Here is a 21,501-nt window from a genome sequence, read left to right as displayed (position 1 = left end):
CAAGCCACAGTCGTAGCCGCCTGGTCAGGCCACGACCAGCCCGACAGCCCCACCCGAAAGCCCGAAACGGGCATCACGTCACGTACTGCCCTCTTACGGGTGGTTCGGGCTGTCCGAGCAGTTCGCGTGGCACTGCGAGCAGTCCGCGAGGTCCAGCTCGGGCCAGAACTCCATGTCGATCTCGTACCCGGCGAGCGTGATCGAGTCGACGGTCAGGGCATGCAGGGTCTTGCCCCCGCCGTGCTCCTCCTTGTCGAGGAATCCGGGCTGGTGGTGCAGGAACCTGGCGAACCTCTGCTCGCAGAACTCGGCGTACGCCTTGGTGTGCAGCAGGAAGGCGTGCCAGAAGTCGTCGACGAGCGGCGAGGGGCTGAGCGGCCGACCGGCGTAGTCGCAGGCCGCGAGGAATGCGAGCATCTGCCCGACACCTCGGTCTGCCTTGTCCTCGCTGTGCTGTGGGAACTTGTCGATCATGTTGGACACGAGGGTTGCCCGCATCTCCGCGCTGAGCAGCGTACGCGCGTCGGTTGCGGGGTGTTCCTGCATCGTGGTCACGTTGCTTGCCTCCATGGCTTGTGGATGGTTGCTTGCACTTGCTGACCGCCCCGCCCACTTTCGGCCTTGCTCCTACTTGGTGGGCGGGGCGGGGCTTCAGGCCCGTTACGCTCGACCTCTGGCGGGTCGGCCCGGGGTCCATCTCACCTCGGGGCGGCCCGTTCTTCCGTGCATGGCGAGCAGGTCAGACGTGATACGTCGTGCCCCAGCGCATCGCGCCGCGCTCAAAGCACTCGCGTACGTGCGCGTCGATCTCTGCGAGTCCGGCCCCGGCGGCAAGCGGCTCGAACACGACCAGAATGCGGACGGGCCCGCCGGCCTCGACGACGTCCAGCCACGACCGGGCGGCGGGCAGTTGCAGCCGGCGTGTGCCGTCGCCGTAGTCGAGCCAAGGGGAGCCCTGCCGTATGCGGATACGGTGCCCGATGGGCGGCGGAGGGCCGTCGTGCGGGCCGAGACGTAGCGCTTCGGCGAAGGCCTGCATGCCCTCGCGGATGCTGCCGACGCTCTCACGGTCGAGGCGCGGCGGCGCGTGATAGGCGAGCAGTTGGGCAATCGGGAACAGGTAGTCCCGGTGCACGCCGGTCCCCAAGCAGATGCCGGCGACGAATCCGGGGCCGGGCGGTGCCTTTACCTCGGGTACGGTCACAGTGCGTTCACCTCTGCCCACACGGCTTTGCCGAGGGGGATCTCGGTCACGCCCCACCGGTGGCACAGGAAGTCAAGGATGAGCAGGCCGCGCCCTCGGTCGCGCTGGTCGGATTCGGGCCGTACGCGAGGACGGCGCCGGACGGGGTCGTGTACCTCGACGCGGGTTCGGCTGTCGTCGGAGTCGATCACGATCCGTACGAGGTCATCGGGCTCGGTCCCGTAGCGGATTGAGTTGGTGACCAGCTCGCACGTGATCAGTACGACGGTCTCGGCGTGGTCCTTGCTTGCCTCCGGCACGTGGTAACCGACGTACTCACGTACGAACTGGCGGGCCACTCTCGCTGATTCGGGTTCGCTCACCAGCAAAAGGGTCGGCGGCGGGCCGACTTGCAGTGCGGGGTATGCCCGCCTGCTGTCCTGGACTGCCTTTTTGGTGATGCTGGAGTCGACGGGTAGTTCAGTGTGGACGGCGGGGCGTTGTCGCTCGCCCGTACCGGACACGTGCTCTTCGGTCATGGTCAAACCAGGCCCCCTGGTAGGCCGAGATCAGTCGGGGTTTCGGTGAAGGGGTAACCGTGCGGTCACCCTCCGCGGGTACCGTTGGAGGCCGGTGGGAACGTGAACGCCATGAATGTCGTCGGGAGATGAGGCATGGCCAGGAACAAACGCACGCCCAACCCTGCCCTTGCGGGGTTACTTGACCAGGCGCAATTGACTCGGACGCAGCTCGCGCAGCGCGTGAACCGCCTCGGCGTACAGGCGGGATTGGATCTCCACTACAGCCAATCCACCGTTTCGCACTGGATCGCCGGTGCGCGTCCGAAGCCCGAGGTCAGGGCCCTGATCGTTGAGGCGCTCTCGGCACAGCTGGGTCGGCCCGTCACTCATGCCGAGGCAGGGCTCACACCCGCCCCGTCAGTTCTTGGGCACGACCAGGCCGACACTGTCGAGGAGTTGATAGACCTCGGAAGGGCGGATATGGACCCATCCCGGCGCGGCGTAATCGCTGCGGGCGTTTTCTCCGCGGCTCTTGCTGTCCCTGGCTTCTCCAGCCCTGCGCACGCCGTGGATCAGCTGGTTGGTCCCAGCAAGAGGACGATCCGTGTTGGTGCGTCGCAGGTTGCGGCGGTGCGCACCATGACGGAACGGATCGCGGACATCCTTGACGAACTCGGCGCGGGGCACGCCCGGCCCATGGCTGCTGCGTTCCTCGTCAACACGGTGGGGCCGTGGCTGCGTGCACAGGCAAGTGAACAGGTACGCCTCGACATGCTTGGTGCCGCATCCGACCTGACATATCTGACCGGGTGGATGGCCATGTACGAAAAGGCCCATGGCCTTGGCCAGACCTATTACGTCAAAGCGTTGAAGCTGGCGAGCGAGGCGCAAGACCACGTGACCTACTGTCGTACGCTGCGCGGCATGAGCTTGCAGGCATCCAATCTCGGCTACGGACGGAAGTCGTTGGAGCTTGCCGACTCGGCTGCAGAGGCCGCGCCTGCTGCGGGGCCTCGCCTGGTGGCGTTCCTGCGGGGGCAGCAGGCACACGCGGCGAGCATGGTCGGCGATCGGAACATGGCGCACAGCCGGTTGAGGGAAGCCGAGGTCGCACTGTCTCAGGCGGACAACCGTCGGGACGCGATCGGCGGCTATGACCAAACGGCGTGGCTGTTCCACCTCTCTCACGTGCTGTACGAGGAACGTGACCTACCAGGGAGCATCAAGGCTCTTCAGCAGTCGATCAAGGTGCAACCGAAGGTGGAGAGGCAAGGGCGCGTGCATTCGTACGCGCTGCTGGCACAACGACAGTATGCGTATGGGCATCTCGACGCGTCGTGTGATTCGTGGGGGCGGTTCCTGGACGAGTACGAGCACGTTTCATCGGCCCGAGGTGATGACCACTTCGAGACGATGCGCACGCAGTTGCGGAGGCACGTGACGGCGCGGCCGGTGCGGGAACTGGCCGGACGAGCGCGGGAGGTCGCGGCGCTGAAAAGCTGACAGCCCTACGCGCCGAAGGAACGAATGCGCCCCCGGCATGGGCCGGTGACGGGGGCGCATCTGTCCACTGGTGAGCGAGCTGCTATGAGGACAGGGCCAGACCGAGAATGGCGACCAGGGCGGTTAGGGACGGCAGAGGCCATCGGGTGCGTTCGAGGGCGTCGAGGCGTGCGGCATGTTGCTTGATCTCCGCGTCGGTCTGGCGCGGCTTTGAAGGAGCGCGGGGACGGACTTTTCAGGGACGCGAGGATCCGGCTTTTGAAGGGGCGCGGGGAACTGCGCGTTTTTCAAGGGGCGCGGGGAACTGCGCGCGAAAGCCCCCACCGCCCCGCACCCGACACCGAACCCAAAACAAAAACGCAGGGCACCCTCCCCAAGGGAAGGGCACCCCACGTTCACGGCCGAAGCCAAGCGCAGCGACTAGGCGTCGTAGTCCTGGTTGAGCCGGTCCTCTTCCTCGCGCTGCATCCGCTCCGTCTCCGGGTCCGTCTCACGGCGCCGGCCACGCTGCTGGACCTGCTCCTTGGCCTGCTTGGCCTTCTGCTTGGCCTGCTGCTGCCACTGCTGGGACTGGTCCTGCATCTTGTCCTTCATGCCCATGTGGGTTCACTCCTGTAGGGAGATGAGGGGTTGGGCCCCGGGGGTTCGGGCCCCTTGCCGGGGCCCGCTGGTGGGGCCTCGACCAGATTCACACGGGCGGACACGCACCGCATTTCGATCAACTACGGTGCGTAGCGCGGGCCTCCTCGTCGGCCGCCCCGCCCGCCCCCACCAGCCCGGTCCGCATGCCCTGCAACCTGGGCGCGAACCGCTTCATCTCCCGCTGCCCGACGATCCCGATGATCCCGGGGAGGTAGCCGCGCACGCCCTGCATCCCGCGCAGCCACCACTGCCCGTACACATGGGCTGACCGCCGCTCGATCCCGGCGACGATCCGGTCCACCGCCGGCCCGAGCGGGTACGTCTTGTTCGACGGCCACGGCAGCCGCTGCCGCAACTCCCGCATGACCTCCTCCTGGTCGGCGCCGCGCACCATGTCGGTGTCGGTCCAGGACAGATAGCCCACGCCGACCCGCACACCCCGGTGGCCGACCTCGGCGCGCAGGCTGTGCGCGTACGCCTCCACGCCCGACTTGGACGCGCAGTACGCGGTCATCATCGGCGCGGGCGTGATCGCGGCGAGGGAGGCGATCTGGAGCAGATAGCCGCGGCTCTCCAGCAGCACCGGCAGGAACGCGCGGGCCGTGACGGCGGAACCGATGAGGTTGACCTCGATGACCCGGCGCCAGGCCTCCGGGTCGGAGTCGACGAACGGTCCACCGGACGCCACACCGGCGTTGGCGACGACGATGTCCACCTTGCCGAAGCGGTCCTTCACCTCCGCCGCGACCCTGGTCATCGCCTCGTGATCGGTGACGTCGGCGTACCAGTGGCCGCTGTCGCCGTGCAGCCGCTCCGACACCTGCTTGAGCGCGTCCGGCTCCAGCCCCACCAGCGCGACCTTCGCCCCGCGCGCGGAGAGCTTGCGCGCGAGCAGCTCCCCGACCCCGCGCGCGGCACCGGTGACGACGGCGACCTGTCCCTCGAGACCGACCCTGCTCATGCGCCCTCCTTCAACTGCGTGTACGTGCGGACGAGTTCCCGGATCCTGCCGTTGACCAGCTCGGGCGCCTCGACCGGCGTCATATGGCCGAGCCCGGGCAGCTCGGTCACCCCCAGGGAGTGCGGCAGCGCCGCCGCGATCCGGTGCGCGTGCACCGGCGGCGTCAGCCGGTCCCCGGTGCCGACCACGACCGCCGTCGGCACCCGCAACTCCCGTACGGCATGGTCGAGATCGAGCGCGCTCAGTACCCGCGACCAGGCGTGCCGCACCGTGCGGGGGCAGGCGTGCACGATCCGCGCGCACACCTCCACCAGGTGCGGGGCCGAACCGGCGCCCATCGTGGCGTACTTGAGGATCCGCTTCGCGACCGGCGTGACCGGCCCGAGCGGCGCCCGCGACCCGAGGACGCGCCCGGTCAGCCAGGTCCGCAGCCGGCCCGGCCGCAGCGGTACGACGGTGGACTCGGCGACCAGCCGCGACGCACCCGTGCTGCACAGCAGGACGGCGGCGGCGTGCTCCCGCACCCGGGGGCGCGCGGCGGCGGCCAGCACGGTCATCCCTCCCATCGAGTGCCCGGCGATCACCGCCTGCTCGCCGGGCGCGAGGGTCGCGGCGAGCACGGCCTCCAGGTCGTCGGCGAGCACGTCCGTGCTGCACACCGGGGACGGCGGGGTACGGCCGTGGCCGCGCTGGTCGTAGACGATGACCCGGTGATCGGCGGCGAGGTCCCGGATCTGGGCCGCCCAGAAGGCAGTGGAGCAGGTCCAGCCGTGGGCGAGGACGACCGGGGGCGCGTCCTCGGGGCCGTGCACCTCGACGTGCAGGGGGGTGCCGTCGGCGGAGAGGGCGGTGAGGTCACGGGCTGGGCTCATGCGGTGACCCCGTCCTTCTCCGCGCTCTTGCGGGCCTCCGGTACCGAAGCAGGCGCTCGGAGCACCTCGTACTCCGCGAGATCCACCCGCCGGGTCGCGTGCCGGAACTCGCTCGTCGTGCCCGGCCAGATGGTGGTGTTGCGGCCGTTGGCGTCGAGGTACCAGCTGGTGCAGCCGCCGGTGTTCCACACGGTCCGCCTCATACGGTCCTGCACGCGCGCGTTCCAGGCGTCGACGGCGCCGGGCCGGGCGTCGAGGGCGGCGCGCCCCCCGAGGACGTTCAGCTGCCGCAGATAGTCGGCCATGTAGTTCAGCTGGGACTCGATCATCAGGATCATCGAGGAGTTCCCGAGGCCGGTGTTCGGGCCGATGATCGACATCCAGTTGGGGAAGCCGGCGGCGGAGGCGCCGCGCAGGGCGGACATCCCGTCCTTCCAGCTCTCCGCGAGGGTCCGCCCGTCGGCGCCCAACACCCGTTCGGCGATCGGCATGTCGGTGACATGGAAACCCGTGCCGAAGACGATCACGTCGGCCTCGGCCTCGCTGCCGTCCGCGGCGACCAGCGTGGAGCCGCGGATCTCGCTGAGCCCGCTCGCGACGACGTCGACGTTCGGCTGGGCGAGGGCCGGATAGTAGGCGTTCGACAGCAGGATCCGCTTGCAGCCGATGCGGTAGTCGGGGGTGAGCCTGGCGCGCAGGACCGGGTCCTTGATCGAACGGGCCAGGTTGCGCTTGGCGAGCTGCTCGACGAGACCGAGCTCGTTCGGGTGCTTGGTGAACGCCTGGACCTGCAGCTCACGGATGCCCCAGAGCAGTCCGCGCCGCAGCTGGGTGGTGAAGGGCAGGGCCCGGTGGAGGGCCCGCTCGGCGCCGCTGATGGCCCGGTCGACCCGCGGCATCACCCACGGCGGGGTGCGCTGGAAGAGGGTCAGCCGGGAGACGCCCGGCTGGATCGCGGGCACGATCTGGATCGCGGAGGCGCCCGTGCCGACCATGGCGACCCGCTTGCCGGTGAGGTCGTGGTCGTGGTCCCAGCGGGCGGAGTGGAAGACCTGGCCGGGGAAGGTGTCGAGGCCGGGGACGTCCGGGATCCTCGGGTCGGACAGCGGCCCGGTCGCGGAGACGACGACGTCGGCGAAGTACCGCCCGCCGCTCGTCTCGACGTCCCACCGCAGCTCCTGCGCGTCCCAGGTCATCCGCTGCACCTCGCAGCCGAGCCGCAGGTGCGGTCGCAGGCCGAAGGTGTCCGTGACGTGCTCCAGGTAGGCGCGGATGTGCTCCTGCCCGGAGAAGGTGCGCGGCCAGTCGGGGTTGGGCGCGAAGGAGAAGGAGTACAGGTGGGAGGGCACGTCACAGGCGCACCCCGGGTAACTGTTGTCCCGCCAGGTGCCGCCGACGCCGGCGGCCCGCTCCAGGACGACGAAGTCGGTGATCCCCTCGCGGCGCAGCCGCACCGCGGCCCCCAGCCCGCCGAACCCGGACCCGATCACCGCCACCCGCACGTGCTCGGTCATGCCGACACCTCCTTCGCAACCCTGCCAGTGAACACTGGCACGGTCGGACTGTAGAGCAGCGCCGTACTGAGCGGTAGGGGTCGGGGGAAGGACGTTCACATCAGCGGCCGCCGCCGCGGGTACCGGCGGTTCGGCATAGGCTTCGGCCGTGGCGGACAAGCGCGAATACCGGACGGAGGAGCTGGCCAGGGAGGCCGGCATCACAGTGCGCACCCTGCGCTTCTACCGCGAGCGCAAACTGCTCGCGCCACCCCGCCGCGAGGGCCGTATCGCCTGGTACGACGACCATCACCTGGCCCGGCTGCGCACGATCGCCGCCCTCCTCGACCGCGGCCACACCCTGACCGGCATCGCCGAGCTGGCGGACGCCCTGGACCACGGCCGTGACGTGGCCGACCTGATCGGCGTCGGCGGCCCCACCGAGGAGGAGCCGATCCGCCTCACCCCCGAGGAACTCGCCGCCCGCTTCGAGGGCCAGGTCACCCCCGAGAACCTCGCCGCCGCCCTCGAACTCGGCTACCTCGCCACCGACGGCGACGAGATCGTCCACATCAGCCGCCGCCTCCTGGACGTCTCCTCCGCCCTGGTCCGCGAGGGCATCCCCCTCGCCGACGTCCTGGCAGCGGGCGCCCGGGTCCGCGAACACGCCGACGCCCTCGCCGAACTCTTCACGGCCCTGGTCCTGCGCCACGGCACCCCGGCCGACCTGCCCCGCCTGCGACCACTGGCCCGCAGCGTGGTGGAGGCGGAACTGTCCCTGGCGCTGGACCGGCGGCTGCGGAAACAGGCTCAGACCCGGAACACGGCGGCAGGGCCCGCCAGGCACAACCGCTGAGTGGCGTCGGACGGCGGAGGAAAAATACGCCACAATTCAGCATCCTGCCCGTTGGCAGTGTCGATCAATAGGGGGATAACCAAAAGGGCACCATGCCACCGACCTGCCCCGATCGGAACGCTTCTGGATGAGCAGAGACACCAAGACCTCCTTTCCACTGGGCAGACGCACTGGCTGTGCGCTAGAAATTGTCACCAACAATCAGGGGGAAACCGTATGCGGCATGAGGAACCTGGTAGCAGCATCCTGGCAGGCGGCACACTGTACGTTGCTCTGACTCTCACACCCAATGCCGAGATGGCCTCGGAGGCAGCGGAGGAACTGATCCGCCAAGTGAGAGGCGAGATCGCGGAGCTGGACGTCGATGCGATCACATCAGTCCCCGCGGGGCCGGCTCCCGCGGCTGCAAAGGCGGCAGACGCTGTCACTCTTGGGGCGGTCATCGTGGCGATGAGCGCGTCGAGCGGAGTATTCACCTCCCTCATCGAAACTCTGCGCGACTGGCTCCAGCGGCAGTCCGCTCGCCATCGGATCTCGCTGACCATCGACGGCGACACGATAGAGCTGGAACGAGCCTCCACTCAGGAGCGCCAGTCCTTGATCGACGCCTATATCCTCCGCCACAGGGGCAGGTAGCCGTGGGACGTCGGCTGGCACTGCTGATCGCTACATACGAATACCAAGATCCTGGGCTCCGGCAGTTGCTCGCCCCAGCACACGACGCGGAGGCGCTGGCTTCCGTACTCGCGGACCCTGACATCGCCGGGTTCGAGGTCACCCCCTTGATCAACGAGCCGCACCACCGGATCGGAGAGGCAATCAGCGATCTCTATCGAGACCGGAGGCGCGACGATCTCACCTTGCTCTATTTCACCGGGCATGGCCTGAAAGACGATCACGGTCGCCTCTACTTGGCAACGACCAATACTCGCCGCGACAACCTACTCTTCACCTCTCTGGGCGCTGAGCAGATCGACCAGGCAATGTCGAGCTGCATGTCCAGACGAAAAGTCCTCGTCCTCGACTGCTGCTACAGCGGCGCCTTCCCCGCAGGACGGGGAAGCAAGAGTGACACAGCCGTTCATGCACTGGAAAAGTTCCAAGGATCGGGACGCACCGTCCTGACCGCTTCCGATGCCACCCAGTACTCGTTCGAAGGTAGTCAGGTCAGCGGGGAGGCTGCGCAATCAGTGTTCACCCGTTATCTCGTAGCCGGACTACGAGACGGGAGCGCGGACCTGGACGGAGATGGGAACATCACGCTCGACGAGCTGTACAGCTATGTACACGACCGGGTAGTCGATGAGATGCCTCAACAACGGCCGAAGAAGCAGGACAACGTCGAAGGCCGTATCGTCATAGCCCGGAACATCAACTGGCAGCTCCCCGTACATCTACAGCACTCCCTCGGCAGCCCCATCGCGGCTGAGCGGCTTGCTGCACTGGACGGCCTGGCTCACCTGTTTCGGATCGGGAACGCCCACGTACGCGAGCGGGTGGCAGAGGAAATCCGTCGGCTTGCGCACGACGACAGCAAAGCCGTTTCGCTTGCGGCTGCCGACCGTTTGAGCCTTTTGGAAGCGACGCAATCATCAACGCAACCAGGCCTCGATTTGGTCTCGCCTCCACTGGAGACCGATCAGGAAGCAGAACCTGAGACGGGTTCGATCTCCAGGGGCTTCTCCCAGGTGGAAGCCGATCGAGAGGGTGCCACCCCATCGCCTCAGGTCCACAAAGCGGATGGCCCTGAAATGCGCGCAGAATGGTGGGCCCAAGTTTCCACTGTTCGCGTCGGGTTCCTTTCACGGGTGACCACTCTCACAGTAAGCCTCGCACAGTCGGTCCACGTGATTGTCATCAAGTCGGCACCACGCGACGTGCTCAGTGTCGATGGTCGCCCGATTCGCACATCGGCCAGCGGCCTGACCGGTGAATACAACTTCACGCTGACCGACGGTTCACGCGATCGGAACGCAATGCTGGAGGTCGGAGGAGACGGGATCCACAGTGCGCCAAAACGACTCGTTGTCGATGGGCACCAAATCCCGCTGAACACAGTATCTCAGGGCGGCTGACATAATGAGGTGAGACGTCTACCGACCCTACGAGTACAGCAGCGCGCTCGGGCGATCGCGCGAGTCGGCCCGATGCTTTCACATGTCGAAGACGACCGTCACGGGAGCGTGATCCGACCACCGGTCGTCATGGCTGGCAGCCCGTTCCACGAGCGCTTTGACCGCCTTCCTGGCAAGGCCAGGGCTCGCAACGGCAAGGTCGATCCTCCAACCTGAATCTCTCTCGAACGCCCGCCCCCGGTACGACCACCACGTGTACGGGCCCTCCACGTCCGGGTGCAGGGTGCGTACGACGTCGGCGTAGCCGCCGTCCTCGGGGGCGTAGACCCGCGTCAGCCACTGCCGTTCCTCCGGCAGGAAGCCGGAATTCTTGGTGTTGGAGCGCCAGTTCTTTAGGTCGGCCTGCTGGTGGGCGATGTTCCAGTCGCCGCAGACCAGGACCTCGCGGCCGTTGGCGGCGGCGCGCTCGCGCAGGTCCTTGAGGTACGCCAGGAACTCGTCCATGAAACGGACCTTCTCGTCCTGGCGGTCCGTGCCGACCTCGCCGGAGGGCAGGTAGAGGGAGGCGACCGTCACGCCGGGCAGGTCGGCCTCGACGTACCGGCCGCTGCCGTCGAACTCGGCCGAGCCGAAGCCGATCCGGACGGCGTCCGGTTCACGGCGGGTGTAGAGGGAGACACCTGCCCGGCCCTTGGCGGCGGCGGGAGCGTGCGTGACATGCCAGCCCTCGGGCGCGCGGACCGACTCGGGCAGCTGCTCCGGCTCGGCGCGCACCTCCTGAAGACACAGCACATCGGCGGAGGTGTCCGCGAGCCACCCCACGAAACCCTTCTTCGCTGCGGCACGCAGCCCGTTCACATTGACGGAGGTCACTGTTAGCAAAACACTCTCCATGGCAGGGGAAGACCTACGCACGCTACTAGCTAGACGCGGCCAACCTCCCCGCCGGCTCCCATGGGTCCGGCTCCCACACTGGATGCCACGGCGACCCGCGGACCGTCATCGGTCTTGCGCATGGCCACGCGGCGCACACTTGATTGATCGTTCAAGGACGGTTTGGAGCGGCCCCGTCTTTGAAGTGCGGGAATGCTGGTAGGTGGGGCACCCCTGGCGGAACAGTCAGAGCCAGTCCATCGAGTGACCGCCCAGCCCCGTCCGACCCGGCCGCCGTCGCCCTCGAACGCATCCGCCGCTCGATCATGGTTGGGTTCACCCGCCAAGACGGAGCCCTCGCCCTACTCGTCCAGCGCACCGACCCCTTCAAAGCCCCCGTGCTCCTGAAATGGCAAGCCCTGCCGTGATCAACGTATAGCGCGGTGGGGGGCTTGCCGCAAGGGCGTAGGGGTGGCGCAGAATCGGCGGGTCAGGGAGCTGGTGGCTGCGGGAACGGGAGTTGCATCGTGCGCGTGTTGTTGTCGACGTATGGGTCGCGGGGGGATGTCGAGCCGCTGGTGGCGCTTGCGGTGCGGTTACGGGAGCTCGGGGCGCAGGTGCGGGTGTGTGCGCCGCCGGACGAGGTGTTCGCCCGGCTGCTGGACCGGGTGGGTGTGGAGGTGGTGCCGGTCGGCCGGCCGATGGGCACGATGGCCGCGCCGGGAACGGAGTCGGCTGCCTCGCGGCGTGCGGCCGAACTGGCCGCGCAGTACGGCACGGTCGTCGCCGCGGCCGAGGGGTTCGACGTCCTGCTGGCGACCGGGCTCGCGCACTTCGCCTCGCGGTCGGCGGCCGAGAAACTCGGTATCCCCTATGTGTACGCGACCTTCTGCCCGTTCCTGCTGCGGTCGCCGCACCAGGCGCCGCCCGCGCTGCTGCCGGGCCAGTCGTTCCCGCCGGAGGTGACCGACAACCTGGCGCTGTGGGACCTGAACGCCCAGACGTTCAACGCGCTGCACGGCGGGGCGCTCAACGCCCACCGGGCCTCGGTCGGTCTGCCGCCGGTGGACGACGTCCACGGTTTCATCTTCACCGACCGGCCGTGGCTGGCCTCGGACCCGGCCCTGGGCCCTTGGCGGGAGACGCCGGAGCTGGACGTCGTGCACACCGGGGCGTGGATCCTGCCGGACGAACGCCCGCTGGCGGACGACCTGCTGGCGTTCCTGGACGCGGGCACACCTCCGGTGTTCGTCGGCTACGGCAGTATGCGCGGCGTGTCGGGGGACATCGCCGGGGTGTCCATCGAGGCGGTCCGCGCGCACGGCCGCCGGGTACTTGTCGGCAGCGGCTGGGCCGAGTTGGCCGCGATCGACGACCAGGACGACTGTTTCGTCGTGGGCGAGGTCAATCAGCAGGCGCTGTTCGGGCGGGTGGCCGCCGTCGTGCACCACGGCGGCGCGGGCACCACCACGACGGCCGCCCGGGCCGGCGCGCCGCAGGTGGTCGTGCCGCAGGCGGCGGACCAGCCGTACTGGGCGGGGCGGGTGGCCGCCCTGGGCATCGGCGCGGCACACGACGGCTCGGCTCCGACCACCGAGTCCCTCACGGCAGCCCTTGCGACAGCTCTCAGCGGCGAGGTCCGCGCACGGGCCAGGACCGTGGCCGACGGCATCCGCACCGACGGGGCGGCGGTGGCCGCGAAGCTGCTGCTCGACGCCGTAGACCGGACCGCCGCCGCGTCACGCCCCTGAGGCGCGTGGCGGGAGCTTCGGGCGGGAGCGGTCCGGTACGGCGCTGTAGTCCGGTGGGGAGGCCGGGGGGTTGGTGTCGAGGAGGTCCAGGGCCAGTTGGACCGCGTCGTCGAGTTGGGCGTAGCGGCCCTCCGCCCAGTCGAGGGGTGTGCGGAGGATCTCCAGGTCGGGGAGGACGCCCCGGTTCTCGATGGACCAGCCGTAGGCGTCGAACCAGGCGGCGTTCATCGGGACGGTGATGACCGTGCCGTCGCCGAGCTGGTGGCGGCCGGTCATGCCGACGACCCCGCCCCAGGTGCGCTGGCCCACCACCGGGCCGAGCTTGAGCAGCTTGAACGCGGCGGTGATCATGTCGCCGTCCGAGGAGGTCGCCTCGTCCGCGAGGGCGACCACCGGGCCGCGCGGGGCGTTCGAGGCGTACGACACCGGCTGGGCGTTGCGGGTGAGGTCCCAGCCGAGGATCGTGCGGGTCAGCTTCTCCACGACGAGTTCGCTGATGTGTCCGCCCGCGTTGCCGCGCACGTCGACGATGAGGGCGGGGCGGGACACCTCCATGCGCAGGTCGCGGTTGAACTGGGCCCAGCCGGAGCCGCCCATGTCGGGGATGTGCAGGTAGCCGCACTTGCCGCCGCTCAACTCCCGCACCACCGCGCGTCGTTTGGCGACCCAGTCCTGGTAGCGCAGGGGGCGCTCGTCGATGAGCGGGACCACGGCCACGCGCCGTGCGCGCCCCGCGGTGCCCTCCGCAGAAAGAGAGGGGCCCGAAGGGCCTTCCTTGGAAGGGTGGTGGTGGGCGACGGGTTGGGCGAACGTGAGCTCCACCGTCGTACCGCCCGCCCCCGCCAGGAGGGGATACGGGCCTTGGAGCGGGTCCACCGGGCGGCCGTCGACATGCGTCAGCACCGCGCCCTCGCGGATGCCCGTGCCCGCGAGCGGTGAGCGTGCCTTGGAGTCCGAGGAGTCGCCGGCCAGGATGCGTTTCACCGTCCAGCCGCCGTCGCGTCGTACGAAGTTGGCGCCCAGCAGGCCCTGCCGGCGCTGGTAGTGCGGCGGCCCCTCGTTGCGGCGGGCGGGGGTGACGTACGCGTGCGAGGTGCCCAGTTCGCCGAGGACCTCGCGGAGCAGGTCGGCGAACTCGTCGGGGGAGGAGACCCGTTCGACGAGCGGGCGGTACTGGTCGAGCACCGCGTCCCAGTCGATGCCGCACATCCCCGGGTCCCAGAAGTAGGCCCGGATGAGCCGGCCCGCCTCCTCGTACGACTGCCGCCACTCGGCGCCCGGATCCACCTCGTGCATGATGCGGCGCAGGTCGATCCACACGGTCGTGTCGAGGTCGCCGGACTCGCTCGACGGCACCGCCCGCAGCTCGCCCTCGTCGATGACGACGAGCCGGGAGCCGTCCCCGCTGACCGCGAACCAGTCGAGATGGCCGATGAGTTCGGACTTCTTCGCCTTGCCGATGGTGAAGTGCTCCAGCGTGGGCCGGCCGCTCATGTCGTCCGGGTTGGCGAACGTCTCGCCCAGCGCGCCCGAGATCGGCCAGCGCAGCCACACCAGTCCGCCGCCCGCGACCGGGCACAGCGACGAGTACTTGGAGGCGGGGACGGGGAACGGGGTGACCCGGCTCTCCAGGCCCTCGACCTCCACGGTCACCGTCCCGTCGCCGCCCCCGCCCTCGTCCTCCTCCACCGGGTCCAGTCCTCCGGCGGCCGGTCGGCCCTCCGGGTTCAGCGCGAAGGGGGACGGGGTCGCGGAGGACAGCGGTACCAGGTAGGGGCGGCAGCCGAGCGGGAAGGAGAGGTCGCCGGTGTGGACGTCGTACACCGGGTCGAAGCCGCGCCAGGAGAGGAAGGCGAGGTAGCGGCCGTCCCGGGTGAACACGGGGTTCTCGTCCTCGAACCGGCCGTTGGTGACGTCGACGATCAGGCGTTCGCCCTGCCCCACGCCCGGGATCCGGGCCATCTTGATCTGCCGCAGCGACCGGCCGATGCCCGGATGCGACCAGGTCAGCCAGGTGCCGTCGGGGGAGAAGGCGAGGTCGCGGACGGGGCCGTTGACGGACGCGATCAGCTCGGTGACCTCGCCTCCTCCAGACTCCGTCCGGGAGGTGCCCCCAGATTCCTCGGTCGCGTCGATCAGCAGCAGTCGGCCGTCGTGGGAGGCGATCGCGAGCCGTTCGCCGTCCGGGTCCGAGATCATCTCCAGGACCCGGCCCAGTTCCCCGGAGGCCAGCCGCCTCGGTTCGCGGTCCCCGCTCGCGCGCGGGAGGTAGGCGATCTCGACGGCGTCCTCGCCCTCGGCGTCGGTGACGTACGCGACCTGCCCGCCCGAGCCGAGCATCTCCGGGAGCCGCACGCGCACCCCGGGCGGGTCCGTGATCGTACGGGCGGGTCCGTCGCGGTGGGTCAGCCAGTACAGGCTGCCGCGCACGACGACGGCGCTCGCCCGCCCGGTCTCGTCGACGGACAGGCCGTCCACGTGCTGGGCCGCCGGGATCTGGTACCGGCGCCGCCCCGCGCGCGGGCCGCCCATCCGTACGTCGATCCGGCGCGGCCCGGAGCCGGCGGCCAGGTCGTCGACGAGCCACAGGTCCCCGGCGCACTGGTACACCACGCGTGTGCCGTCGGTGGCGGCGTGCCGGGCGTAAAAGGCGTCGTGGTCGGTGTGCCGGCGCAGGTCGGAGCCGTCGTAGGCGCAGGAGTAGAGGTTGCCGACGCCCTCGTGGTCGGAGAGGAAGGCGATCCGGCCGCCGGCGAAGAGGGGGGAGTGGAGGTGGCCGCCGAGGTCCTCCAGGAGCCGCTGTCCGTGCAGCCAGAGGCGGCCCATGGCGCCGCCCCGGTAGCGCTTCCAGCCGGCGGGTTCGTGCGGGGGAGTGCCGGTGAGCAGCAGGGTCCTGCGTTCGTCGTCGAGGTCGGCGACCTGGATGTCGGAGACCGGGCCCCAGGGCAGTTTGCTGCCGGGGGAGCCGTCGGTGGGGACCTTGTAGGCCCAGGTGAAGTAGGAGAAGGGCTCGCCGTGGGAGGCGACGGCGAGGATGTCGCCGTCCGGGGTCCAGCCGCACACCTGGGTGTCGGGGCTGCCCCAGTAGGTCAGCCGCCGCCCGGGGCCGCCGTCCACCGGCACCAGGTGGATCTCGGGGACGAGACTTCGCCAGCTCGTGTACGCGATGAGGCGGCCGTCGGGGGAGAAGCGGGGGTGTCCGGCCTTCGTGCGGTCGACGGTGAGGCGCCAGGCGCGGTCCGGACTGTCCAGCCGGGTCAGCCAGAGGTCGTCCTCGGTCACGAAGCACAGGAGGTCACCGCTGAGATGGGGCAGGCGCAGATAGCTCACCTACCCATGCTTTTCCGGCAAATGGGCCCGGTCAACTTGTCGGGTCCCCTGTCCGCTCCCCGTCCGCTCCCTGTCCGTTCTTATCTGCTCCTCACGGACGTGAGTCAGCACACGTACGAAACGGTTTCGTTTCGAACGGTCTCAGGGTATCTTCATGGATGTACGCGATGGACGTACGAGACCTGTGGGTGACGGAGCCGAAAGGTGAGTGGGATGACCGAGACCGCAACCGCGCGTCGCAGTCGGATCACACCCGAGCGCGAGGCCGAGCTGTACGGCGCCGTGCTCGATCTGCTCCGCGAGGTCGGCTACGACGCCCTGACCATGGACGCCGTGGCGGCCCGCACCCGCTCCAGCAAGGCCACGCTCTACCGCCAGTGGGGCGGCAAGGCCGAGCTGGTGGTGAAGGCCATCAGGCACGACAAGCCGGGACCGGCCGACGAGGTCGACACCGGCTCGCTCCACGGCGACCTGCACGCGCTGATGGCGCGTGAGGACGACTGCACCATGGAGCGCAACTCCGCGCTGATGCGGGGGGTGGCCATGGCGATCCACAACGACGAGCATCTGCGCGAGGTGTTCCGCAGTCAGCTCGTCGAACCCGAGATGGCCGCGTTCCGGCGCGTCCTGCAACGGGCCGTCGACCGGGGCGAGGTCCGCGCGGACTGCCCGGCACTGGAGTTCCTGATCCCCATGATGGTCGGGGCCTTCGCCACCCGGGCGCTGATCGACGACCAGCCGCCCACCGGGGCCTACCTCACCTCGTACATCGACGCCGTGGTCCTCCCCGCCCTCGGCGCGCCCACCAGCTGACCCTTCCCCACCGCCCCACCTGACGTCACCGCTCACGTCGTCGGGCCGATCACCCCTGCCTCCCCGCCGGGTGGTCACCCCTGCCCTCGGTGCCTGTGCCGGAACCCCCGGCCCGGGCGCCGCACACCCCACGACCTGACCGGGAGTACGCCTCCGTGGCCACGTTCCTCTACAAACTCGGCCGGTTCTCGTTCCGGCGGCGGCATTTCGTCGCCCTGCTCTGGATCGCCCTGCTGACGCTCGCGGGCGTCGGCGCCGCCTCCGCGCCCGCCGCCGGCTCCTCCTCCTTCTCGATCCCCGGCGTCGAGGCCCAGAAGGCCTTCGACCTGCTGGAACAGCGCTTCCCCGGCTCGAGCGCCGACGGCGCCACCGCACGGGTCGTCTTCAAGGCGCCCGAGGGGGAGAAGATGACCGACGCCGCCAACAAGGCGGCCGTCGAGAAGACCGTCAAGGAACTCGGCGACGGCTCCGAGGTCGCCTCCGTCACCGACCCGTACACGACGAACGCGGTCAGCAAGGACGGCACGGTCGCCTACACGTCCGTGAAGTACGAGGTCGACGCCGTCGGACTGAAGGACTCCTCCAAGGAGGCCCTGGAAACCACGGCCGACAAGGCCAGGGACGCCGGGCTGACCGTCGAGATGGGCGGTGACGCCCTCCAGGCCGAACCCGACCAGGCCGCCACCGGTGAGATCATCGGCCTGGCCCTCGCCGCGGTCGTCCTCGTCGTCACCCTGGGCTCGCTCGTCGCCGCCGGACTCCCGCTGCTGACGGCGATCATCGGCGTCGGCATCGGCGTCGCCACGATCACCGCCCTCGCCAGCGCGCTCGACCTCGGCGACACCACCTCCACCCTCGCGCTGATGATCGGCCTCGCCGTCGGCATCGACTACGCGCTGTTCATCGTCTCCCGCTACCGGTCCGAACTCGCCGAGGGCCGCAGCCGCGAGGAGGCGGTCGGCCGGGCCACCGGCACCGCGGGCTCCGCGGTCGTCTTCGCCGGCCTCACCGTCGTGATCGCCCTCGCCGGACTCTCGGTCGTCGGCGTCCCGATGCTGACCAAGATGGGTCTCGCGGCCGCCGGTACGGTCGTCGTCGCCGTCCTCATCGCCCTCACCATGATCCCCGCGCTGCTCGGCTACGCGGGCCGCAAGGTCAGGCCCGCCGGCGAGAAGGGCAAGCTGCTCGGCCGCCGCCGCCCGGCGAAGGACGCGGACGCCGACGCTCCGGTGAAGCCCAACATGGGCGCCCGCTGGGCCAGCTTCGTCGTCCGCCGTCCCGTCGCCGTCCTCCTGCTCGGCGTGGTCGGTCTCGGCGCGATCGCCCTCCCGGCCACCCAACTGGAGCTCGGCCTGCCCGACGACGGCTCGCAGCCCACGTCCACCACCCAGCGGCGCGCCTACGACCTGCTCTCCGACGGCTTCGGCCCCGGCTTCAACGGCCCGCTCATGCTCGTCGTCGACGCCAAGGGCAGCGCCGACCCCAAGGCCGCCGCCACCGCCGTGACCGACGAGGTCAAGAACCTCGAGGACGTCGTCACCGTCACCCCGGCGACCTTCAACAAGGCCGGCGACACCGCGATGATCACGGTGATCCCGGACTCCAAGCCGTCCTCGACCGACACCGAGGACCTGGTGCACGCCATCCGCGACGCCGGCACCGGCGTGACGGCGGACACGGACGCCAAGGTGCTGGTCACCGGCACCACGGCCATGAACATCGACTTCTCCCAGAAGCTCACCGACGCCCTGATCCCGTACCTGGGCCTGGTGGTCGGTCTGGCCTTCCTCCTCCTGATCGTCGTCTTCCGCTCGATCCTGGTCCCGCTGAAGGCCGCCCTCGGCTTCCTGCTCAGCGTGCTGGCCGCGCTCGGCGCCGTCGTCGCGGTCTTCCAGTGGGGCTGGCTGGCGAGCCTGATCGGCGTCGAGGAGACCGGCCCGATCATGTCGATGATGCCGATCTTCATGGTGGGCGTGGTGTTCGGCCTGGCCATGGACTACGAGGTGTTCCTCGTGACCCGGATGCGCGAGGCGTACGTCCACGGCGAGAGCCCGAGCCAGGCCGTGGTGACCGGGTTCCGGTACAGCGCCCGGGTGGTCGCCGCCGCCGCGGTCATCATGATGGCCGTCTTCGCCGGCTTCATCGGCTCCAGCGAGTCGATGATCAAGATGATCGGCTTCGGCCTCGCGATCGCCGTCTTCTTCGACGCGTTCGTCGTCCGCATGGCGATCGTCCCCGCGGTCCTCGCGCTCCTCGGCAAGAAGGCCTGGTGGCTGCCGAAGTGGCTGGACCGAGCCCTGCCCAACGTGGACGTCGAGGGAGAGGGGCTGCGCACCGCCGCCGACGCGAAGGACGCCGACCCCGACGAGGAGAGGGAGCTCGTACGAGCGTGATCCGACCGCTCGTGTGAAGACCGCCGGTGAGGGTTCCGTGGGGACGGGGCGCCCTCACCGGCTTTTTGTTCGCCTCGCCCGTTGTGACCCACTTTCGGGTGACGCCCGATCATCGCGACCGCCCGGAGGGTAGATCTGACAACGACTCAGAGCCTTCAGTACATAGATGGACATAGAAGGCTAGTGTCACCGGAATATGGATGATTCGTAACGTGAGGCGTCAATCGGATGCTTGCGGGACGTGTGGTGGTCAAGTGTGGGTTCTGCGGCCGATACGGTCGTAACTCGCACAAAACAAGGAGACCTTGTGTCCGCTTCCGTTGTTTCCGCCCGCCGTCTGGCCGCAGCCACCCTCGCGGCCGCCGCCGTCGTCGGCGCCTCGGCGCTCCCGGCGTCCGCCGCCGGCCACCCGCGCGCCGAGCGGCCGAAGGTGGAGATCAGCGCCGTCCAGTACGACGCGCCGGGCCGTGACGACCGCTCCAACCGCTCCCTGAACCGGGAGTGGGTCGAGCTCACCAACACCACCCGCCACGCGATCAACCTGGACGGGTGGACGCTGTCGAACCGGGACGGCGACACCTACACCTTCGGCGACTACCGCCTGGCCGCCCGTGCCACCGTCCGGATCCACACCGGTGAGGGCCGCGACACCCGCACCGACCTGTTCCAGGACCTCAGCCGCGAGGTGTGGGACAACCGCGCGGACACGGCCACCCTGCGCAACGACCGCAACCGCCTCGTCGACGACGAGTCCTGGGGCAGCCGCCGCCACGGCGGCTGGGACCGCCACGACCACGGCTGGGACCGCCACGACCGCGGCGACCACCGCCACCACGGCGGCGACCGCCACGACCACGGCGGCGACCGCCACTGACACACCCTCACCGACGGCGCGCCCGACCCCTTCTGCCGGGGGCGGGCGCGCTGTCGTGTGTCGTGGGGTCTGTCCCGCGTCGTCCCTCTTGTCATCTGCGCCAGAAAAGGTGGTGCGTCACGCCGCTCGGGCTGGGCACGACCTCCATGTGGAACCGGTCCAGCAGCTGTTCGGGCGAGTCCCAGAGGCGTAGCCCGGACCCGAGCTTCACCGGTGAGACGGCCACATGCAGGGTGTCGACGAGATCGGCGTCGAGGAACTCCCGGATGGTGGTCACGCCGCCGCCGAGCCGGACGTCCTTGCCCTGCGCGGCCTTGCGCGCCTGCGCCAGAACGGTGGCGGGGTCGCCGTCCACGAAATGGAACGTCGTGTCGGAGAGCGTGAACGATGGACGCTCGTGGTGGGTCAGGACGAACACCGGCGTGTGGAAGGGCGGCTCGTCGCCCCACCAGCCGCGCCACTCGTGGTCGCGCCACGGGCCGCGCTGGGGCCCGAACTTGTTACGGCCCATGATCTCGGCGCCGATGTTGTGGCTGAAATCCCGGGTGAAGTAGTCGTCGAGGCCCCGGCTGCCCCCGGGCTCGGTGCGGTTGGGCCAGCTCGCCGTGGCGCCGGCCCAGGCGAAGAGCTTTCCCGGATCGATGCTGTGGCCGAAAGGCCGCTCCAGGCTCTGGTCCTCGCCGGCGGCGACGCCGTCGCTCGAGATGGTGAAGTTCTGCACGCGCAGCAGCTGATCCATGTGTTTCCTCATCAGGTCCTGTCGCCTCCTCGGAGGGCGATCGCGTCCTCCATCAGGATGTCGAACGGGACGTGGCTGGATCGACAGCGGCGCCTGGGTTCTTCCAAAGATTGCCCCGCGCGGCCGTTCACCTGCGTCGTTCGGCGGCATCCCGGGGTCGAACACGCCGCCGCCACCGTCGTGGACGTCCGCGAGCGCACCGCGTGACGCCGCTGGTCACCGCCGCCGTGCTGCTGGCGGCGGTCACTCACGCCGGCTGGAACGCCATCGCCCACCGCATCACCGACAAGCTGGTCGGCTTCACCCTGATCGCGGGCGGCGGCATGATCATCGGCCTCGCCCTGGCGCCGTTCGTGACCTTCCCGGCGCCCGGGGCATGGCCGTACCTGCTGTGTTCCGTCGTCGTCCACCTTGCTCGCCGGGCAGGGGAAGCCGAATCGCCGGCGGGGCGATTCGGCGTCTCGGGAGGTACGGCGGTGAGGCCGACCTCAAGCCGTTCGTGGTGGCCTGGCGACTGCGGCCAACCGATTCACAGCCGCTCTCCACGGCTGCGCTCGTCGACCTCGCGTACTGCGGCACTCAGCCTCGCCGCCCCGTCCTCAGGCGTGGCAGTGCGGCGCTG

At 69.6% G+C, this 21,501-nt stretch carries 18 protein-coding genes and 1 pseudogene; 9 read left to right on the top strand and 10 right to left on the bottom strand.

The features are described 5' to 3' along the window. Window positions 1–93: 93 nt before the first annotated feature. The 3 genes from ACLZN2_RS48815 to ACLZN2_RS48805 form a co-directional block, all read right to left on the bottom strand. Window positions 94–555, bottom strand: a complete 462-nt coding sequence (locus ACLZN2_RS48815; protein ID WP_416986532.1) for a glycine-rich domain-containing protein — start codon at window positions 553–555, stop codon at window positions 94–96. A gap of 184 nt (window positions 556–739) precedes the next feature. Next, window positions 740–1,204, bottom strand: a complete 465-nt coding sequence (locus ACLZN2_RS48810) for a hypothetical protein (RefSeq protein ID WP_416986531.1) — start codon at window positions 1,202–1,204, stop codon at window positions 740–742. Continuing rightward, window positions 1,201–1,572: an ATP-binding protein gene (locus ACLZN2_RS48805; protein ID WP_416986533.1), complete on the bottom strand. Its 372-nt coding sequence runs from the start codon at window positions 1,570–1,572 to the stop codon at window positions 1,201–1,203. Before ACLZN2_RS48805 ends, ACLZN2_RS48810 begins: the two co-directional genes overlap by 4 nt. A 285-nt stretch (window positions 1,573–1,857) precedes the next feature. On the opposite strand from ACLZN2_RS48805, the gene ACLZN2_RS48800 reads away from it, so the two are divergent. Next, window positions 1,858–3,207: a hypothetical protein gene (locus tag ACLZN2_RS48800; RefSeq protein WP_416986530.1), complete on the top strand. Its 1,350-nt coding sequence runs from the start codon at window positions 1,858–1,860 to the stop codon at window positions 3,205–3,207. A 420-nt stretch (window positions 3,208–3,627) separates the two neighbouring features. Here ACLZN2_RS48800 and ACLZN2_RS48795 read toward each other — a convergent pair whose 3' ends face one another. The 4 genes from ACLZN2_RS48795 to ACLZN2_RS48780 form a co-directional block, all read right to left on the bottom strand. Further along, window positions 3,628–3,807 (bottom strand): hypothetical protein, encoded by a 180-nt coding sequence (locus ACLZN2_RS48795; protein WP_416986529.1) that lies wholly within the window; start codon window positions 3,805–3,807, stop codon window positions 3,628–3,630. Window positions 3,808–3,925: 118 nt separating this feature from the next. Further along, the gene (locus tag ACLZN2_RS48790; protein ID WP_416986528.1) at window positions 3,926–4,810 is read right to left on the bottom strand and encodes an SDR family oxidoreductase; all 885 of its coding nucleotides are present in this window, start codon (window positions 4,808–4,810) and stop codon (window positions 3,926–3,928) included. Then, complete coding sequence (locus ACLZN2_RS48785) at window positions 4,807–5,682, bottom strand: alpha/beta fold hydrolase (protein ID WP_416986527.1); 876 nt, start codon at window positions 5,680–5,682, stop codon at window positions 4,807–4,809. Before ACLZN2_RS48785 ends, ACLZN2_RS48790 begins: the two co-directional genes overlap by 4 nt. Next, window positions 5,679–7,196 carry a flavin-containing monooxygenase gene (locus ACLZN2_RS48780; protein WP_416986526.1) on the bottom strand — a complete coding sequence of 506 codons (1,518 nt, stop codon included), beginning with the start codon at window positions 7,194–7,196 and terminating at the stop codon, window positions 5,679–5,681. Before ACLZN2_RS48780 ends, ACLZN2_RS48785 begins: the two co-directional genes overlap by 4 nt. A 148-nt stretch (window positions 7,197–7,344) precedes the next feature. Here ACLZN2_RS48780 and ACLZN2_RS48775 point away from each other — a divergent pair, with 148 nt between their 5' ends. From ACLZN2_RS48775 to ACLZN2_RS48765, 3 genes are all read left to right on the top strand, one after another. Continuing rightward, the gene (locus tag ACLZN2_RS48775; RefSeq protein ID WP_416986525.1) at window positions 7,345–8,031 is read left to right on the top strand and encodes a MerR family transcriptional regulator; all 687 of its coding nucleotides are present in this window, start codon (window positions 7,345–7,347) and stop codon (window positions 8,029–8,031) included. A gap of 216 nt (window positions 8,032–8,247) precedes the next feature. Next, window positions 8,248–8,667, top strand: a complete 420-nt coding sequence (locus tag ACLZN2_RS48770) for an effector-associated constant component EACC1 (protein WP_416986524.1) — start codon at window positions 8,248–8,250, stop codon at window positions 8,665–8,667. A 2-nt stretch (window positions 8,668–8,669) separates the two neighbouring features. Continuing rightward, the gene (locus ACLZN2_RS48765; protein ID WP_416986523.1) at window positions 8,670–10,106 is read left to right on the top strand and encodes a caspase family protein; all 1,437 of its coding nucleotides are present in this window, start codon (window positions 8,670–8,672) and stop codon (window positions 10,104–10,106) included. A gap of 78 nt (window positions 10,107–10,184) precedes the next feature. Here ACLZN2_RS48765 and ACLZN2_RS48760 read toward each other — a convergent pair whose 3' ends face one another. Then, window positions 10,185–10,988 (bottom strand): exodeoxyribonuclease III, encoded by an 804-nt coding sequence (locus ACLZN2_RS48760; RefSeq protein ID WP_416986522.1) that lies wholly within the window; start codon window positions 10,986–10,988, stop codon window positions 10,185–10,187. 518 nt (window positions 10,989–11,506) lie between these two features. Between ACLZN2_RS48760 and ACLZN2_RS48755 the strand changes: the two genes are divergently transcribed. Then, the gene (locus tag ACLZN2_RS48755; RefSeq protein ID WP_416986521.1) at window positions 11,507–12,730 is read left to right on the top strand and encodes a glycosyltransferase; all 1,224 of its coding nucleotides are present in this window, start codon (window positions 11,507–11,509) and stop codon (window positions 12,728–12,730) included. On the opposite strand, the gene ACLZN2_RS48750 is transcribed toward ACLZN2_RS48755, so the two are convergent. Beyond that, on the bottom strand, window positions 12,719–16,060 hold the full coding sequence (locus ACLZN2_RS48750) for a S41 family peptidase (protein WP_416986520.1): 3,342 nt from the start codon (window positions 16,058–16,060) through the stop codon (window positions 12,719–12,721). The genes ACLZN2_RS48755 and ACLZN2_RS48750 overlap by 12 nt on opposite strands. A gap of 213 nt (window positions 16,061–16,273) precedes the next feature. Here ACLZN2_RS48750 and ACLZN2_RS48745 point away from each other — a divergent pair, with 213 nt between their 5' ends. The 3 genes from ACLZN2_RS48745 (at window position 16,274) to ACLZN2_RS48735 (ending at window position 20,140) form a co-directional block, all read left to right on the top strand. Continuing rightward, window positions 16,274–16,873, top strand: coding sequence for a TetR/AcrR family transcriptional regulator (locus ACLZN2_RS48745; RefSeq protein WP_416986519.1), 600 nt, complete (start codon window positions 16,274–16,276; stop codon window positions 16,871–16,873). 155 nt (window positions 16,874–17,028) lie between these two features. Next, a complete protein-coding gene (locus tag ACLZN2_RS48740; RefSeq protein WP_416986518.1) occupies window positions 17,029–19,266 on the top strand; it encodes an MMPL family transporter in 2,238 nt (745 codons plus the stop codon). Window positions 19,267–19,573: 307 nt separating this feature from the next. Further along, window positions 19,574–20,140: a lamin tail domain-containing protein gene (locus ACLZN2_RS48735; RefSeq protein WP_416986517.1), complete on the top strand. Its 567-nt coding sequence runs from the start codon at window positions 19,574–19,576 to the stop codon at window positions 20,138–20,140. A 91-nt stretch (window positions 20,141–20,231) separates the two neighbouring features. Here the strand turns inward: ACLZN2_RS48735 and ACLZN2_RS48730 are convergent, their stop codons facing one another. Continuing rightward, a complete protein-coding gene (locus ACLZN2_RS48730) occupies window positions 20,232–20,879 on the bottom strand; it encodes a dihydrofolate reductase family protein (protein WP_416986516.1) in 648 nt (215 codons plus the stop codon). Window positions 20,880–21,082: 203 nt separating this feature from the next. Here ACLZN2_RS48730 and ACLZN2_RS48725 point away from each other — a divergent pair. After that, window positions 21,083–21,501: pseudogene (locus ACLZN2_RS48725) on the top strand (hypothetical protein); the annotation flags it as partial.

The organism is Streptomyces sp. T028, from assembly GCF_048159505.1.
GTDB lineage: Bacteria > Actinomycetota > Actinomycetes > Streptomycetales > Streptomycetaceae > Streptomyces.
The sequence above is the reverse complement of the archived record's forward strand: the minus strand, read 5'-3'. Positions and strand labels throughout refer to the sequence as shown.